We start from the raw sequence: 16,012 nt of genomic DNA, 5'->3' as shown, positions 1-16,012 counted from the left end.
GCCGGGGTAACGACCCCGGCCCGGGTGACACCCGACACGGTCACCCTTCAGCGATTTGGAACCACGCGCACCCGTGCGCTAATCTATACAAGCCGACGCGGGGTGGAGCAGCTCGGTAGCTCGCTGGGCTCATAACCCAGAGGTCGCAGGTTCAAATCCTGTCCCCGCTACTCATTTGAACGGCCCCTGCTCACGCAGGGGCCGTTCGCCTTTTAATGAGTCGCCTTTTCCGCTCGCTTCGCTCGCTCCTGAAGAGTGGGGGAGCTTTGCTCCACCCACGCCCCCTCAACTGCGTCGGTGGGCGCTCGGCGGGTGGGCGGGGAGAGAGAGTAGAGAGAGACTTCGCTGCAGAGTGGGGCGCTCCTCGGCGTGCGTCCATTGTGCAAGGGGATCTGCGCCGCGGCCGCGACGCTGGTGAATAATGCCTACGTCGACACGCTCACGAAGCAGTTCGGCGCGCTCATCACGGCCCGTCAGACGAAGAACGCCATCCAGGACCAGGCCGGCACCTGGTCGCACCGGCTCGGTGGGCTCCAGCCGCTGGCCGCCGACCCGGCGGCTGCGTACGGCGCTCGGCACGCTGGTCACGGCGCTCACGACACTCTCGGCGGAGGATTCGCTGGCCGGTGTCCACCGTTCGAGGACGCCGCCCGCGTCGCCGGTCCGCTGGCCGACGCCGTTGATTCGCTGCAGAAGGCCTGTGCCTGACGGACCCGCGCCCGAGACGGCTCAAGGTGCGCTCATAACCCAGAGGTCGCCGGTGCAAATCCTGCGCAGGGGGCGTTCGCTTTTGACGGGCGGCGTTATTGAGTTGGGTTTGTTGTCGGGTTCCTGTAGGGTTTTGTTTGCGACGCGGGGTGGAGCAGCTCGGTAGCTCGCTGGGCTCATAACCCAGAGGCCGCAGGTTCAAATCCTGTCCCCGCTACCAAATGAAAGGCCCTCGTCATTGCGGCGAGGGCCTTTCGCAATTCCTCACCTGGGTCGGCCGCATTGATCGGACCGCCTCACGGAGCCGCTGACGGCGGCCGGCTGGCGGACGAAGCCGTCCTGGTACCTCGTCTCCGAGTTCGACAACGCCATCGCCCCGACGCGGAACGGTTCATGGCTCAGCGGATGGGCGCCACGACCGAGACCGAGGCCCGCGTCGCCGGCCTCATCGTCGCCGGCCACACCAACCGCTCGGCCGCCGCCGAGCTCGGCGTGTCCGCGAACACGATCGGCACCCACCTGCGCGCGATCTTCGCCAAGCTCGGCGTCAACTCCCAGGTCCAGCTGACCAACGCCCTGCGGACCGGCGATCAGCGGTAGGCCCCCGCGACGCGGTCCGGCTGTTCGGAGCCGTCGGCGTCGGCGTCGGCGACCGGACCCCGGCGGGCGGCCGGCCACCAGACCCGAGGTCCTATGTGGAGGGTCACGGCCGGCACCAGCAGGCTCCGCACCAGCAGGGTGTCGATCAGTACGCCCACGCTGACGATGACCCCGATCTGGACCGACGGGACCATTGGCAGGACCGTCAGCGCCGCGAACGTCGCCGCCAGTACCACTCCCGCGCTCGTGACGACGCCCCCGGTCACGGTCAGGGCGTGCAGCACGCCCCGGTGGTGGCCGAGCCGGGCGGTCTCCTCGCGCGCCCTCGTCATCAGGAAGATCGTGTAGTCGACGCCCAGGGCGACGATGAACAGGAACGTCTGCAGCGGCACCGCGCTCCACAGGCGCGGGTGGCCGATCGCGTCCAGGATCAGGCCGGCGGCGCCGAGGGCGGCCGCGTACGACAGGACCACGCTCGCCAGCAGCACCAGCGGGGCGACCAGAGCGCGCAGCAGGACGATCAGCACCAGCAGGACCACGGCCAGCACCAGCGGGACGACCACGCGGTTGTCCCGGCTCGTGACTGCGTCGCCGTCGGCCTCGGTCGCGGTGTCGCCGCCGACCAGCGCGTCCGACGAGGGCACCGAGTGCACCGCGGTGCGCAGCCGCTCCAGGGTCCGCACCGCCTCCGGCGAGGTCGGCTCCGACGCCAGCGTGGCCTCGATGCGCGCCCAGCGGCCGTCCGCCGACCGCGCCGGCGCGCCGACGGCCGCCACTCCCTCGACGCGGCGGGCGGCGTCGGCGACCTCGGTCGCGGTGCCGGCGGTCGCCGTGATGACCGCGGGGGCCAGGGTGCCGCCGGGGTAGTGGCGCTCGATGAGCCGCTGGCCGGTGATCGAGCCCACCTCCTTGGTGAACGTCTCGTCGGCGGGCAGGCCGATGCTCAGGTGGCCGATGCCGATGGTGAGCGCGGCCAGGACGGCGGCGGTGGCGAGCCAGACCGGGCGGGCGTGGTCGCCGACGAGCCGGGCCACGCGCGACGACCAGGAGGCGGAGGCCGGAGCGCCGGCGCGGGGCACGAACGGCCAGAAGATCCAGCGGCCGAGCAGCACGAGCAGGGCCGGCAGCAGCGTGGTCATCGCGGCCAGGGTCGTCACGACCGCGATCGCGCCCACCGGGCCGAGGCCGCGGGTGGCCGGCAGGTCGGCGGCGAGCAGGCAGAGCAGGCCGAGCGCGACGGTGATCGCCGACGCGCAGATCGCCGGGAACGAGCGGCGCAGGGCCACCGCCATCGCCGTGTGGCGGTTCTCGTGGCGGCGCAGCTCCTCGCGGTACCGGGAGATGAGCAGCAGCGCGTAGTCGACGCCGACGCCGATGGACAGGATGGTCATGATGTTCTGGCTCTGCAGGTCGACGGTCAGCCCGGTGTGCCGCACGAGCAGGTAGACGATGCCGCCCGCGCACTGGCTCGCGATGCCCGCGGTCAGCAGGGGGATGAGCCAGAGCACGGGGCTGCGGTACGTCAGCAGCAGCAACAGCGCGACCGCGCCCACGGTGGCGAGCAGCAGCGTCAGGTCGAGGCCGGAGAACGCCTCGCCCAGGTCGTCCTCGGCCGCGGCCGAGCCGGTCAGCGCGGTGCGCAGCCCGTCGGGGGTCTGCTCGGCGAGCCGCTGGCGGATCGGGGCGACGTCGCCCGTGACCGGGAAGGTCAGCAGTAGCGCCTGGCCGTCGGCGGCCGGGGCGGGCTCGGGAACGAGGCCGCCCTGTGCGTTTGCGGCGAACGCGGCCCGGTCGGCGTCGACCTTGGCCCGGTCGGCGGCGGTGAGGCCGGACTCGCGCACGTACACGGCCACGGCCACGAGCGCGTCCGGCTCCGGGAAGGCGGCCTCGGCGCGGGCCGCGGCCCGGGTCGCCTCGGCCGCGGCGGGCAGCGAGCCCAGGGAGTCGTTGTCCTGGACGTCGGTGAGCTTCATCGCGAGCGGGCCCAGCCCGGCCGCGATGACGACCCAGAGGGCCAGAGTCAGCAGTCTGTAGCGCATGCTTCGATCCAAGGCGCCGGGCGCACGCCGGTCAGGAGCGGCAGCTCCCCGGCCATGGTGGAGCCAGCACCACCGACCGGCGCGCGGCGATGGGCGAGAATGGCACCGTGCGTGTCTGGGTGGTGCGGGGCCTAGTGGCCGGCCTGCGCGGGCTGCTGCTGGCGGTCGGCGTGCTGGCGGTCAACGCCGCGCTGTTCGGGCTGTTCGTGGTCGGGGTCCTGCTGTCCGTCGCCGGCCTCGGGATCTTCCTCGTGCCGGTGCTCGCGCTGGTGGTCCGGGCCGTCACCGACCACTACCGGCGGACCCTGGCCCAGTGGACCGGGGTCGAGATCGCGAGCCCCTACCGGCCGCGGCCGGAGCGGCTCGGGGTCTGGGGCACGTACCGCTGGGTGATGACCGACGCCGCCACCTGGCGCGACCTGCTCTGGCTGATGGTGTCGGTCTACGTCGCCGCGCCCCTGCTGATCGTGCCCGCGGCGCTGACCGTCTACGGGGTCGAGGGCATCCTGGGTGTACCCGTCCTGCTCTACGGCCTCCTCGACTGGTACGGCTACGGCGTGTTCTGGCCGCTGCGCAACGAGGTGCAGGCCGTGCTCGGCTGGCCCCAGGGCGTCGCCTTCCTGGCCGCCGGGCTGACGTTCGCGCCGCGGGCCCTGCGCTGGTTCGGGCGGTTCGGCGCCGCCCTGCTCGGCCCGACCCGCGCCGCCGCGCTGGCCCTGCGGGTCGACCACCTGACCCAGACCCGCACCGAGACCGTCGACGCGCAGGCGAGCGAGCTGCGGCGGATCGAGCGCAACCTGCACGACGGGGCCCAGGCCCGGCTCGTCGCGCTGAGCATGAAGATCGGGCTCGCCGAGGAGCTGATGGGGCGCGACCCGGAGACGGCGCAGCGGCTGATGGCGCAGGCGCGGGAGTACAGCGGCCTGGCCCTCGAGGAGCTGCGCGACCTGGTCCGCGGCATCCACCCGCCGGTGCTCGCCGAGCGCGGGCTCGACGGGGCCGTGCGCGCGCTGGCGCTGACGCTGCCGCTGCCGGTCGAGGTGGAGATCGACCTGCCCGGGCGGCCGCTCGCCCCGCTGGAGTCGGCGGCCTACTTCGCGGTCGCCGAGACCCTCGCCAACGCCGTGAAGCACGGGGGCGCCTCGCGGGTGTGGGTGCTCGTGCGGTACCGGCGAAATTGCATCGGCATCGTGGTGCGCGACGACGGCCGGGGCGGGGCCGACCCCGCCGGGGGCAGCGGGCTGCTGGGCATAGGGCGCCGCCTCGCCGCCTTCGATGGCACCATGTCGGTGGACAGTCCGCCGGGCGGACCCACCACCGTGACGATGGAGCTGCCGTGCGCGTTGTCATCGCCGAGGACCTCGCCCTCCTCCGGGACGGGCTGATACACATCCTGCAGGCGTTCGACTTCGAGGTCGTCGCGTCCGTCGACAACGGACCGTCCCTCCTGCCCGCCCTGCTGGCGCACCGCCCCGACATCGCGGTCGTCGACGTGCGGCTGCCGCCCACCTTCACCGACGAGGGCCTGCAGGCCGCGATCGCCGCGCGGGAGCGGGTGCCCGGGCTGCCGGTCCTGGTGCTCTCGCAGCACGTCGAGCAGCTGTACGCCCGCGACCTGCTGGCGGCCGAGCTCGGCGGCGTCGGCTACCTGCTCAAGGACCGGGTCGCCAACGTCGGGCAGTTCATCGACGCGGTACGCCGGGTCGCCGGCGGCGGCACGGTGATGGACCCGAAGGTCGTGGCGGCGCTGCTGGCCCGCCGCCCGGCCGGCCCGCTGGACGCGCTGACCGCCCGCGAGCGCGAGGTGCTGGGCCTGATGGCCGAGGGCCGCTCCAACGCCGCGATCGCGAGCCGCCTCTTCGTCACCGACAAGGCGGTCAGCAAGCACATCAACAGCATCTTCGCCAAGCTCGGCCTGCCGCCGTCCGACGACGACAACCGCCGTGTGATGGCGGTGCTGGCCTACCTCGGGGGCTGAGCGGGTGGAAGGTGCCCCCTGTTACACCACACCGTGGTGCCGCACCTTCCACCCCGGTGTTGGACGCTTCACGCGCGTTGCGGGGTTGCCCACCATGTTCAACGTGCGTTTCGCACAACGGTCAGAGAATACGCCGCCCGGATAGGCGACTGTCAACGCGTGCCCGTTTGATGCCATATACTCGCAGCCGCGCGTCAGCGGAGGAGGCGGGCATGGAGGGACGACGCTCCCTGGCGGATCGCCTGAACCTGCTGTTTGCGACGTTCAAACCGGTCGACGGCGTCAACCGGGCGCGCTCCGACGGCGAGTACTTCAACAGCGAGATCGCCGAGCGCATCAACAAGGGCGAGGTCGCCGAGCGGCTGCTGCAGGAGATGGACGCACCGGTCACGATCAGCGGGGCGTACATCGGCGAGCTGCGCAGCGGCAAGGCCACCGACCCGCGGCTGAGCCACCTCAAGGCGCTGGCGATGGCGTTCGGGGTGCCGACGACCTACCTTGTCTCCGCCGACGACGACCCGGCGCTGGACGACGTCGAGGGTGACCTCTCGCGCCTGCGCGCGATGCGCGAGCTCAACGTCCAGAAGGTCGTGCTGCGCGACGTAATCGGCCGCACGGGGCTGTCCTCGGCCAGCCAGCACGCGCTCAACTCGGTACTGGCGCAACTGCTCGAGCTCGAAGGCCTTGAGAGCACTGGAGGCACCGGCCACCCCGACGCGCCCGGCCCGGGCGCACCGGAGACGCCGGCGTGAACCAGAGCCTGGTATCGGTGTGGGCGCTCGCGCCGCACGCCGGTCTGGAGGATGAGCGGGACGGTGGACGGATGAGATGGGCCCGGCTGCACCGGCGCGGCAGCCTCGTCGCCGGGCTGGCACTGCCCCGGCATGTCACCGCCGACGCCCTGTGCGACGCCGTCAGCGCGCGCGTGGGCCGGCCGATCCAGCGCCTCTACCTCGCCATGCCGCCCGAGCTGCCCAGCGGCCTGGTCGCCGTGCGCGCGGCGAGCCTGAGCATCGTCATCGACGCCGCCGCGCCGCGCTGGCTGCGCGACATGGTGCTGTGCCACGAGCTCGCCCACCTCCTGCACGGCCACCACCTGCAGGAGCTCGACGACCCCGACGCGCTGCGCCGCCTGCTGCCGAGCCTCGACCCGGCGGCGGTGCGCGCCACCCTGCGGGAGCCGGTGGAGGGCACGCTCGCCCGCACCTGTTTCGCCGGGGCGGCCGAGCGGGAGGCCGAGGAGCTGGGCACCGAACTGTTCGAGCGGCTCAACCCGTGGCGGGGCGAGCAGCGGTGGGACGTGCCGGAGCGGGCGGCCGGCGTGATCACCCGCATCGAGCGTGCGCTCGGGGAGGGCGAATGAACGGCCTGTTGTACCCGCTCGCGGCGGCGGTCGCGTGGCTCGCGCTGGCCTATCGGCTCGCCCGGGGCCTGCGCCACGACCCGCGCGACCCGTCGCTGTACTCCGTCGGGGCCGCGATCGCGCTGCTGGGCATCATCTTCACCGTGTCGACCCCGGCGGTGTGGGCGCGCATCGACGCCGCCGTCGCGATCCCCAACCTGTCGCTGCTCATCAGCCAGGGCGGCGTCATCGCCTTCTCCGGCACGATCCAGTGCATCATCATCTTCTGGACGCATCCGCGCGCCGGCGCCTGGCGGCGGGCCCGCCTGCGCATCGCGTGGGTGCTGGTCGTGCTCACGGTGATGACGGTGCTGTTCACCGCGGCCGCGCGGCAGGCCGAGCACCCGACCGACGCCGCCGCGACCTATGCGCACGACCCGGTCTACGCGGCCTACCTCGGCTGCTACATCGCGATGGTGGGCCTGGGCTTCCTCGACATCTTCCGGTTGTGCCTGCCCTACGCCCGCGCCGCCGGGCGCGTCTGGCTCCGCCGGGGCCTGCGGCTCACCGCCGCCGGTGCGGGCCTCGGCCTGCTGTACTGCGCAGTCCGCGCGACGACCCTCGTGGAGGGCCGGCTCGGCGGCGACCCGCGGCGGCTGGAGGCGTTCGTGCCGGTCTTCTCGGCGCTCGGGGCGGTGTGCGTCATCGTCGGGCTCACCCTGCCGTCGTTCGGGCCGCGGCTGTCGCGCGTCGCCGCGTGGCAGGCCCAGCGCCGGGCCTACCGGCAGATGTACCCGCTGTGGGAGGCCGTCACGGTCACCGTCCCCGAGGTCGTGCTCGACCCCGCGGCCGGGGCGGGGCGGGGCACCGGCCTGCGCCACGTGGACCGGCGGCTGCGGCGGCGGGTGGTCGAGATCGGCGACGGCCTGCGCCAGCTGCGCCCCCACATGGACGACCCGGCGGCCGGCGCGGACGCGGACGCGGGGCAGATCGTGTCGGCCTGCCTGGCGTACGAGGCGGAGCGCCGCGCCCGCGACGACGGGTCGGCGCCGCCCGCGGACGAGGCCGGGCGCCGGGCCCGCTGGGACGCCTGGCGGGCCGCGCTGCCGTCGGAGCACCACAACGGCACGGACCAGGATGACTTCGCCGGCGAGGTGCGCCGGCTCGTCGCCGTCGCCCGGGAGCTGCGCGGCGCCGACGAGGGGAGCCGGACTTGACCACCACCGCGATCGACGCGCTGCTCGCGGACCCGCACGACTTCTACGCGAAGCTGCGCGAGAGCGGCCCGGCCCACCGGGTGACGCTGCCCGACGGGTCCCCGGTCTGGCTGCTGACCCGCTACGAGGACGTCCGGGCCGCGCTCGCCGACCCGCGGCTCTCGCTGGACAAGCGCAACTCCACCGGCGGCTGGGCCGGCTTCTCGCTCCCGCCGCGGCTGGACGCCAACCTGCTCAACATGGACGCGCCGGACCACAGCCGGATCCGCCGGCTGGTCGCGCCGGCATTCACCCCGCGCCGGGTCGAGGCCCTGCGTCCGGGGATCGAGCGGACCGCGAACGACCTGCTCGACCGGCTGGCCGCCGACGCCGGGACCGACCTGGTGGCCGAGTACGCCACGCCGCTGTCGGTCGCCGCGATCTGCGACCTGCTCGGGCTGGCCGACGCCGACGTGGACCGGATGCGGGCCTGGACGAACACGCTGCTGAGCCCGCCGCCCGACGACCCGAAGGCCGCGGCCCGGGCGGTCATGGCGATCGAGCAGTTCCTGGTCGAGCTGATCCGGCGCAAGCGCGAGGAGCCGGCCGGCGACCTGCTGAGCACGATGATCACGGCCCGCGACGAGGGCGACCGGCTGAGCGAGGAGGAGCTCACGTCGCTGGCGTTCCTGACGATCTTCGCCGGCTACGAGAACTCGATAAACCTGATCGCCAACTGCGTCCTGGCCCTGGTACGCCACCCGGACCTGCTCGACGGCGTCCGCACGGACGCCGAGCTGCGGCGGGCCGCGATCGACGAGACGCTGCGGCACGAGCCCGCGGCGCAGCTGTCGATCCGCCGGTTCGCCCGGGAGGACCTGACCTACGGCGCGGTGACGGTCCCGGCGGGGGCCACCGTGCTGCTGAGCCTGGCCGCCGCGAACCGCGACCCGTCGGTGGTCGAGGCGCCGGACGAGTTCCGGCTGCGCCGGCCGAGCGCGCCGCACCTGGGGCTGGGCTACGGCCCCCACCACTGCCTGGGTGCGGCCCTGGCGGTGCTGGAGGCGGACGTGGCGGTGGGTGAGCTGCTGCGCCGGTTCCCGCGCCCGATCCTGGCCGAGCCGCCCGTGTGGCGCCGTTCGTTCCGCAGCCGCTCGCTGCCGGCGCTGCACCTGACGCTGAAAAGCTGAAGGGACCGGCATCCACGGGGGGAGACGCCGGTCCCGCCGACCACTTTACGGCATTTGACCCTCATGTACCAAGGTCTATCGATGTGAAAATATTTCGCTAGGAGATTGTGCAGGTCACGGCGGGGGCCGCGTTCGTGATGTTGTTCCAGGAGGCGAGGAAGCCGAACGAGGTGGACGCGCCCGGGGCGATGCTGCCGTTGTAGGTCACGTTGCGCGCGGTCGCCGTCGCGCCCGACTGGGTCACGGTGGCGTTCCAGGCCTGGTTCACCTGCTGGCCGTTGGCGAAGGTGAGGGTCGCCGTCCACGCCGTCGAGGCGGTGCCCGACGCGTTGGTCACCGTGACCTCGCCCTGGAAGTTACCGCCCCACTGGGAGACGACCTTGGCGGTCGCGGTGCACGCGCGGGAGCCACCGGAGGACGCCGACGGGGACGTGGAGCGCGACGCCGACGGGGACGTGGACGCGGAGCGGGACGGCGAGGCGGACGCCGACGCGGACGCCGACCGCGACGGCGAGGCGGATGCCGACGGCGACTGGGTCACGCCGCCCAGAGCGCGGGCGAGCACCGGGTACCAGGCGTTGGCCATCTTCTCGAAGCCGCCGTCGTTCGGGTGCACGCCGTCGCCGGTGTCGGCCACCGCGTCGAAGCCCGTCCACAGGTCGGCGAGCGTGATCGGGGACTGGGCCGTGGTCAGGCCCGCGGCCCAGGCCGGCAGGGCGTTGTTCAGGGCGACCACGTCGGCCGGGCAGGTGGCGCAGGCGGCCTGGCTCATCGGGATGATCTGGGCCACCACGATCTTCACGGCCGGGTTCTGGGCGCGCATCTGGCCGACGAGCTTCGTGAAGGCGGTCAGCTTGGTGGCGAGCGGGATGTAGCCGCCCCACATGTCGTTCGTGCCCAGGTGCATGAGGATCACGTCGGGCCGGGCCGCGGCCAGCCACGGCGGAAGCTGGTTGTTGTCGGCGATGCCGGTGGCGGAGTACCCGCCGTGGCCCTCGTGGTCGAAGTCGTACGCGTAGCCGGGGTTGCAGCCGCCGCCGTCGGAGACGCCGCCGACGAAGTCGATGTTCGTGTAGCCGCTGGTCTGCAGGCGGTGCCAGAGCTTGGCGCGCCAGCAGCCGGGGCCGGCGGTGATCGAGTCGCCGAGCGGCATGATCCGCACGGGCGCGGCCGCGGCCGACTGGGCGGCGCCGGCGGGCTGGAGGACGACGAGGGCGGCCACGGCCAGGAGCGCGGCGAAGAGTGCGGGCAGGAGCGTTCGGCGCAGCATGGGAGAACTCCTCGGAGGAGGGCAGGCGGGGGTGCTGGCGGCCGGCTCCCACTGGCATCGCGCTGCGTGGATGTTAAAGCGACGCACGACGATTTGGAAGACTGGACCTCATGAGCGACACCACCCTGCGCATCGGGCTGCTCGGCTACGGGCTGGCCGGCTCCGCGTTCCACGCGCCGCTGATCAGCGTCACGCCCGGCCTCCGGCTCGAGGCCATCGTCACCGCCAACCCCGAGCGGCAGGCCGCCGCGGCCGCGCGCTACCCCGAGGCCCGGATCGCCGAGCGGGCCGAGGAGCTCTGGGACGGCGGGCTCGACGCGGTCGTCGTCGCCTCGCCGAACCGCACCCACGCGCCGCTGGCCCGCGCCGCGCTCGAGGCCGGGCTCTCCGTGGTGGTGGACAAGCCACTCACGCCGACGTCGGCCGAGGGCGAGGAGCTGGCGGCGCTGGCCGCGCGGAACCAGCTGCTGCTGACCGTGTACCAGAACCGGCGCTGGGACGGGGACTTCCGCACCGCCCGGCGGCTCGTCGCGGAGGGCGCGCTCGGGCGGGTACTGCGCCTGGAGTCCCGCTTCGACCGGTGGCGTCCGGTGCCCAAGGGCGGCTGGCGCGAGAGCGACGACCCGGCCGAGGCGGGCGGGCTGCTGTACGACCTCGGCAGCCACCTCGTCGATCAGGCGCTGCAGCTGCTCGGCCCCGCGACCGAGGTGTACGCCGAGGCGCACACCCGCCGCGCCGGGATCACCGTGGACGACGACACCTTCATCGCGCTGCGGCACGAGGGCGACGCGCGCTCGCACCTGTGGATGACCACGCTCGCGGCCAAGACCGGCCCGCGGCTGCGGCTGCTGGGCGACCGCGGGGCGTACACGAAGTACGGCCTCGACGTGCAGGAGGACGCCCTGCGCGCCGGGCGGCTGCCCACCGAGCCGGGCTGGGGCGAGGAGGACCCGGGCGCCTACGGGGTGCTCACCGACTACGACGGCCGCGACCACACGGTGCCGACCGACCCGGGCGCCTACCAGGAGTTCTACGCCGGCTTCGCGGCCGCCCTGCGCGACGGCGCCCCGAGCCCGGTCGACGTGGCCGGCTCGATCGCCGCGCTGAAGGTGCTGGAGGCGGCCCGCCGCTCGGCCGAGCGGGGCGAGGTCGTGAGGCTCTAGGCGCAGACGGCGCGCGCGGCCGCGAGGATCTGCTCGGTCACCGGTTGCGGGTGGGACACCAGCGTCAGGTGCGACCCGCCCGGGACCGTGCGGATCTTCGCGTGCGCGCGCTTCGCCATCGCCTCCTGCGACGACGGGGTGATGATCCGGTCGGCCGAGCCGATGACGTACCACGACGGGATGTGCTGCCACGCGGCCGCCGCCGACGGGGTGGTGAACGCGGCCATGGTCGCCGGGTTCTGGCCGGCCCACAGCAGCCGGCCCGTGGCCCGGGGCAGGTCGGGGCCGAACGAGGCGAGGAAGACCGACTCCTTGAGGTACAACTCCGAACCGACCTTGTCGTAGAGCATCGCCGCGGGGCCGCTGAGTGCGGAGCCGGCCCCGCTGAGCTGGCCCGTCGTCTCGCCGACGGCGGGGGCGGCCGCGTCGACGTAGACGAGCTGCTTGACGTTCGGGCTGCTCGCGGCCGCGTTGGTGATGACCGAGCCGCCGTACGAGTGCCCGGCCAGCACGACCGGGCCGTCGATGGTCCGCAGGAACGCCGCGAGCCCGGCCGCGTCGCCGGTCAGGCCCTGCAGCGGGTTGGCAAAGGCGCGCACGGTGTACCCGGCCCGCTGCAGCCGCTCCGTCTCGCCGTTCCAGCTGGAGGTGCCGGCCCAGGCGCCGTGCACGAGCACCACGGTCGGCCTGGGCGTGCAGTCGGCGGCGGCGAACGCGGGCGGCGCTTGCCCGGCCGGGGCCGGGACCAGGCCGAGCACCAGCGCGAGGGTCGTCAGGACCGTGCTCATGAGGACCAACGGTGACAGCCTCGGGCCGCCGATCCCTCGCCCGCGCGGATGATGTCACGAATCCGGGCGCGGTACCGTCTTGTCACGCATGGGCCCCGATGACTTCACGCCGCACCGCCGCCGACTGCTCGACGTCGCCTACCGCATCCTCGGCACCGTCTCGGACGCCGAGGACGTCGTGCAGGAGGCCTGGCTGCGCTGGTCGGCCGTCGACCGGGCGACGGTCGGCAACCCGCAGGCGTTCCTGGTCACGGTGACGACGCGGCTCGCGATCGACCGGCTGCGCCAGGTCCGGGCCCGCCGCGAGGCCTATCCCGGATCGTGGCTGCCGGAGCTGGTCAGCACCCAGCCCGACCCGCAGGGGCGCGCGGAGCTGGCCGAGAGCGTCGAGCTGGCGCTGCTGGTCGTGCTGGAGACGCTCTCGCCGCTGGAGCGTGCGGCGTTCGTACTCCATGAAGCCTTCGGCCTCTCGTACGCCGAGGTCGGCGAGGTCATCGGCCGCAGCGAGGCCGCGACCCGCCAGCTGGCCCGGCGCGCCCGCGACCACGTGCAGGAGGCCCGGCCCCGCTTCCGCGCCGACCGCGCCCAGCGCCGGCGCCTGACCGAGCGGTTCCTCGCCGCCTGCTTCGGCGGCGACCTGGCCGGCCTCGTCGACCTGCTCGCCGCCGACGTGCGGCTGGTCAGCGACGGCGGCGGGCGGGCCAAGGCCCCGCTGCGGGTCCTGCACGGCGCGGACCACGTCGGGCGGTTCCTCAACGCGATCTCCAACACCGAAGGGGCCCAGCGCTTCCTGGACTCGATCGGCGTGCCCCAGACGAACGACTTCGGGGTCGCCGTCGAGGACGTGAACGCCGCCCCGGCCATCGTCATCCGGGTGGAGGAGCAGGTGATCCTGGTGCTGTCGGTGGAGCCGGCGGACGGCGACCGCATCGGCACCGTGTTCCTGGTGGGCAACCCCGAGAAGCTCGCGTGGGTGTCACGTTCGGGGGAGGGCGCCGCGTCCACATCCGCATGAGGAACTCCATCACCATCGTCGGCGGCGGCGTGGCCGGGCTGACCGCCGCCATCGCGTGCGCCGAGCGCGGGCTCGCCGTCACGCTGCACGAGGCCCACCGCCGGCTGGGCGGGCGGGCGCGCTCGACGCCCGGGCCGTACGTCGCGAACGACGGCACGCACGTGCTGTACAGCGACGGGGAGCCCTTCCGCTGGCTCGCCGAGCGCCGTCTGGTCCAGCCGTTCAGCCGGCCCACCCCGGGCGAGCTCGCGCGCTTCCGGTTCCGCCGCGACGGGCGGATCCGCGCCCTGCCGCCGCTCGCGCTGCTGCGCATGGTCGCCCACCGCCGCCTCACCGCGCCCGCCGACGAGCCCTTCGGCGAGTGGGCCGGGCGCCGGTTCGGCCCCGAGGCGACGCGTGCGGCCGCGGGGGTGGTCGGCGTCATCACGTACACCGCCGACCCGGGCCGCCTCTCCGCCGCGTTCGTCTGGGAGCGCCTGCTGCGGGCGGCCGCGCCGGGCTGGCCGGCGGTGCGCTACGTGCACGGCGGCTGGTCGGCGATGGTCGAGCGGATGGCCGCCCACGCCCGCCGCCTCGGCGCGGTCATCGCCACCGGCGAGCGCGTCGACGCGCTGCCCGACGGCCCGGTCATCGTGGCCACCGGCCTGGACTCGGCCCGCGCGTTGCTGGGCGACGAGTCGCTGCGCTGGCCGAGCGGGCGGGCCGCGCTCATCGACCTGGGCCTGCGCACGGACCGCCGCGACCCGTTCCTGGTGTCGGACCTCGACGAGGGCGGGTTCGTGGAGCGGTACTCCGCGCCGGACCCGAGCCTCGCCCCGCCCGGCCACGCCCTGGTGCAACTGGAGCTGCCGGCCCGCCCGGACGAGGCGGTCCCGGCCGCGACCGCGCGCGCCGAGGCCCTCGCCGACCTGGCCCTGCCCGGCTGGCGCGACCGCGTGACGTGGCGCCGCGACGCCTTCGCCAACGGTCGCACGGGCGCGGTCGACGGGCCGGGCACGACCTGGCGCGACCGCCCCGCGATCGACCGCGGCGAGGGCGTCTGGCTGATCGGCGACAGCGTGGCCGCGCCGGGCATGCTCGCGGAGGTGGCGCTCAACTCGGCGCGCAGTGCGGCCCGGGCCGCCGCGGTGAAACTTTCACCTTCCGCGGTTCGAAAGGCATCGACAGTAAGCGATTGATGTGGTCATGCTGGCCCCAGCCGGGGCGGCGGCCGCCAACGCCGCCTCGCGCGAAAGCGCTGCCCGCCACCACCGCGGCGCTGTCCGAGGGCATCCAGAACCAGGCCCGGTTCGTGCCGGCCAGCGGCAGCGTCGCCGCCAAGATGGTCTTCGTGGACTTCCCGGACGCGCCCGCGAACGACTCCACCGCGGCGCTCTGCCAGTGGCTCGCGCCGGGCGGTCAGCGGTTCCTCGCGACCGCCTCGTACGGGAAACTTTCACTGCGGATCGACGCCGGCACGAGCCGGTTCGCCCGGATGCCGGTCCGCGTCGGGATGTCCTGCTCCGACCCGGCCGCCCGCGTGCGCATCGACGTGGTCTCGCGCAGCGGCGACAACTACACGTTCAACATCGCGTTTCAGGTGTGAAGCAGGCGCTCCAGGTGGTCGGCGGCGCGCTCCGGGGCCGTCGCGGTCGGCTCGGTGAAGCCGGCCGCCCGGCCCCCGTAGCCGGTGTCGGTCAGCGCCGCCCACAGCCGGTCGGCCGCCGCCTCCGCGGTCCAGGCGTCGGCCGGCAGCCAGCGCGCCAGGTCGTGGCGGGCCAGGCGCTGGGCGATGTCCGGGCGGTCGGCGCCGTGGGCCAGGATCACCTGCGGCGTGCCGGAGAGCAGTGCCCGGGCCGCGGTGCCGATCCCGCCGTGGTGCAGGATCGCGCCGCACTGGGGCAGGGCCGAGGGGAAGGGCAGGCGGCGGTACCACGGGAAGCCCTCGATCGGCTGCGGCGAGACGACCACGACCGGGTGGTCGACCAGCCCGGCCGCGGCGAGGGCGACCTCGTAGTACCGCGGGTGCAGCATCTGCCCGGTCCCGCCCGTGACCAGGATCGGGCGCCCCGGCAGGTCCACGGCCTCGCCGTCCTCGTCGCCGCAGACGAAGCCGGTCAGCGCCGCCCGCGACCGGGTGCCGGCCGCGTCGAACCAGCCCGGCCACAGCCCCAGCGTCGGCACCCGCAGGAACCCGGCCCAGTCGGCCACCGGCGCCAGCCCGACGCCCGCGCGCACCGCGTCGACGCCCGGGGCCAGGCCCTTGCGGGCGTGCATCGCGGCCACCGGGGCCACCATCAGCTGCACCGGGGCGACCGCGACCCACGCGGCCGGGGCGCCGAGCAGGTCGGCCGCGATCGGCACCGACAGCGCCGAGGTGTGCCGGCCCACCAGCACGGTCTCGCCCGGCCGGTGCCGCTCGGCCAGCAGCGCGACCTCGCGGCGCAGCTCGTCGAAGAGGCCGCGCTCCTCGTAGTAGCGGCGGAGGTCATCGGGGCGGTGCGCGGCGAGCAGGCCGGCCGAGTGGGCCTGGTTGTCGCGGTAGCGCTCCTCGGTGTCGATGGCGGCGAAACCGTACGGCGCGTGCCGGGCGAAGGGCGCGTGGCTCACGAGCGTCACGTCGTGGCCGCGCGCGGCAAGCGTCGCGCCGATGCGCGCGAACGGCAGCACGTCGCCGGCCGAGCCGTGCGCGACGAGGAGGAAGACGGCCATGGCGGTGGAGTATGACCATCGCGGCGGCCGTC

At 74.2% G+C, this 16,012-nt stretch carries 16 protein-coding genes and 2 tRNA genes; 14 read left to right on the top strand and 4 right to left on the bottom strand.

All coding sequences use genetic code 11. The features are described from left to right. Positions 1-96: 96 nt before the first annotated feature. From AB0B76_RS25535 to AB0B76_RS25520, 4 genes are all read left to right on the top strand, one after another. Positions 97-170, top strand: a tRNA-Met gene (locus AB0B76_RS25535). Between the two features lie 199 nt (positions 171-369). Beyond that, complete coding sequence (locus tag AB0B76_RS25530; RefSeq protein WP_360379772.1) at positions 370-708, top strand: hypothetical protein; 339 nt, start codon at positions 370-372, stop codon at positions 706-708. 143 nt (positions 709-851) lie between these two features. Then, positions 852-928 (top strand) — tRNA-Met (locus AB0B76_RS25525). 173 nt (positions 929-1,101) lie between these two features. Beyond that, positions 1,102-1,308 carry a helix-turn-helix transcriptional regulator gene (locus AB0B76_RS25520; protein WP_360379769.1) on the top strand — a complete coding sequence of 69 codons (207 nt, stop codon included), beginning with the start codon at positions 1,102-1,104 and terminating at the stop codon, positions 1,306-1,308. On the opposite strand, the gene AB0B76_RS25515 is transcribed toward AB0B76_RS25520, so the two are convergent. After that, positions 1,299-3,347: an MMPL family transporter gene (locus tag AB0B76_RS25515; protein WP_360379767.1), complete on the bottom strand. Its 2,049-nt coding sequence runs from the start codon at positions 3,345-3,347 to the stop codon at positions 1,299-1,301. The genes AB0B76_RS25520 and AB0B76_RS25515 overlap by 10 nt on opposite strands. Before the next feature lie 107 nt (positions 3,348-3,454). Here AB0B76_RS25515 and AB0B76_RS25510 point away from each other — a divergent pair, with 107 nt between their 5' ends. From AB0B76_RS25510 to AB0B76_RS25485, 6 genes are all read left to right on the top strand, one after another. Further along, positions 3,455-4,732: a sensor domain-containing protein gene (locus AB0B76_RS25510; RefSeq protein WP_360379764.1), complete on the top strand. Its 1,278-nt coding sequence runs from the start codon at positions 3,455-3,457 to the stop codon at positions 4,730-4,732. Beyond that, positions 4,684-5,325, top strand: coding sequence for a response regulator transcription factor (locus AB0B76_RS25505; protein WP_360379761.1), 642 nt, complete (start codon positions 4,684-4,686; stop codon positions 5,323-5,325). The genes AB0B76_RS25510 and AB0B76_RS25505 overlap by 49 nt, the downstream gene beginning before the upstream one ends. Positions 5,326-5,537: 212 nt before the next feature. After that, a complete protein-coding gene (locus tag AB0B76_RS25500; RefSeq protein WP_360379758.1) occupies positions 5,538-6,077 on the top strand; it encodes a hypothetical protein in 540 nt (179 codons plus the stop codon). Positions 6,078-6,148: 71 nt separating this feature from the next. After that, positions 6,149-6,688 carry a hypothetical protein gene (locus tag AB0B76_RS25495; protein ID WP_360379755.1) on the top strand — a complete coding sequence of 180 codons (540 nt, stop codon included), beginning with the start codon at positions 6,149-6,151 and terminating at the stop codon, positions 6,686-6,688. After that, positions 6,685-7,884, top strand: coding sequence for an MAB_1171c family putative transporter (locus AB0B76_RS25490; protein ID WP_360379753.1), 1,200 nt, complete (start codon positions 6,685-6,687; stop codon positions 7,882-7,884). The genes AB0B76_RS25495 and AB0B76_RS25490 overlap by 4 nt, the downstream gene beginning before the upstream one ends. Continuing rightward, positions 7,881-9,053 (top strand): cytochrome P450, encoded by a 1,173-nt coding sequence (locus tag AB0B76_RS25485; RefSeq protein ID WP_360379751.1) that lies wholly within the window; start codon positions 7,881-7,883, stop codon positions 9,051-9,053. Before AB0B76_RS25490 ends, AB0B76_RS25485 begins: the two co-directional genes overlap by 4 nt. A gap of 97 nt (positions 9,054-9,150) precedes the next feature. On the opposite strand, the gene AB0B76_RS25480 is transcribed toward AB0B76_RS25485, so the two are convergent. After that, positions 9,151-10,323, bottom strand: coding sequence for a cellulose binding domain-containing protein (locus AB0B76_RS25480; protein WP_360379748.1), 1,173 nt, complete (start codon positions 10,321-10,323; stop codon positions 9,151-9,153). A 110-nt stretch (positions 10,324-10,433) separates the two neighbouring features. Here AB0B76_RS25480 and AB0B76_RS25475 point away from each other — a divergent pair, with 110 nt between their 5' ends. After that, entirely contained in the window at positions 10,434-11,486 is a 1,053-nt protein-coding gene (locus tag AB0B76_RS25475; RefSeq protein ID WP_360379745.1) for a Gfo/Idh/MocA family oxidoreductase, read from the top strand. Here the strand turns inward: AB0B76_RS25475 and AB0B76_RS25470 are convergent. Beyond that, positions 11,483-12,274 (bottom strand): alpha/beta hydrolase, encoded by a 792-nt coding sequence (locus AB0B76_RS25470; protein WP_360379743.1) that lies wholly within the window; start codon positions 12,272-12,274, stop codon positions 11,483-11,485. The two genes, AB0B76_RS25475 and AB0B76_RS25470, sit on opposite strands and share 4 nt — an antisense overlap. An 88-nt stretch (positions 12,275-12,362) precedes the next feature. On the opposite strand from AB0B76_RS25470, the gene sigJ reads away from it, so the two are divergent. The 3 genes from sigJ to AB0B76_RS25455 are packed head-to-tail and all read left to right on the top strand — an operon-like array spanning position 12,363 to position 14,874. Further along, positions 12,363-13,289, top strand: coding sequence for an RNA polymerase sigma factor SigJ (gene sigJ / locus AB0B76_RS25465; protein WP_360379740.1), 927 nt, complete (start codon positions 12,363-12,365; stop codon positions 13,287-13,289). After that, complete coding sequence (locus tag AB0B76_RS25460; protein ID WP_360379738.1) at positions 13,286-14,467, top strand: FAD-dependent oxidoreductase; 1,182 nt, start codon at positions 13,286-13,288, stop codon at positions 14,465-14,467. The genes sigJ and AB0B76_RS25460 overlap by 4 nt, the downstream gene beginning before the upstream one ends. Beyond that, positions 14,467-14,874: a hypothetical protein gene (locus AB0B76_RS25455; RefSeq protein WP_360379736.1), complete on the top strand. Its 408-nt coding sequence runs from the start codon at positions 14,467-14,469 to the stop codon at positions 14,872-14,874. The genes AB0B76_RS25460 and AB0B76_RS25455 overlap by 1 nt, the downstream gene beginning before the upstream one ends. On the opposite strand, the gene AB0B76_RS25450 is transcribed toward AB0B76_RS25455, so the two are convergent. Next, entirely contained in the window at positions 14,865-15,980 is a 1,116-nt protein-coding gene (locus tag AB0B76_RS25450; protein WP_360379734.1) for a nucleotide disphospho-sugar-binding domain-containing protein, read from the bottom strand. The two genes, AB0B76_RS25455 and AB0B76_RS25450, sit on opposite strands and share 10 nt — an antisense overlap. Positions 15,981-16,012: the final 32 nt, after the last annotated feature.

Source organism: Dactylosporangium sp. NPDC049140 (genome assembly GCF_040648435.1).
Note: the sequence above shows the minus strand (reverse complement) of the source record. Positions and strands in the feature narration are given on the sequence as shown.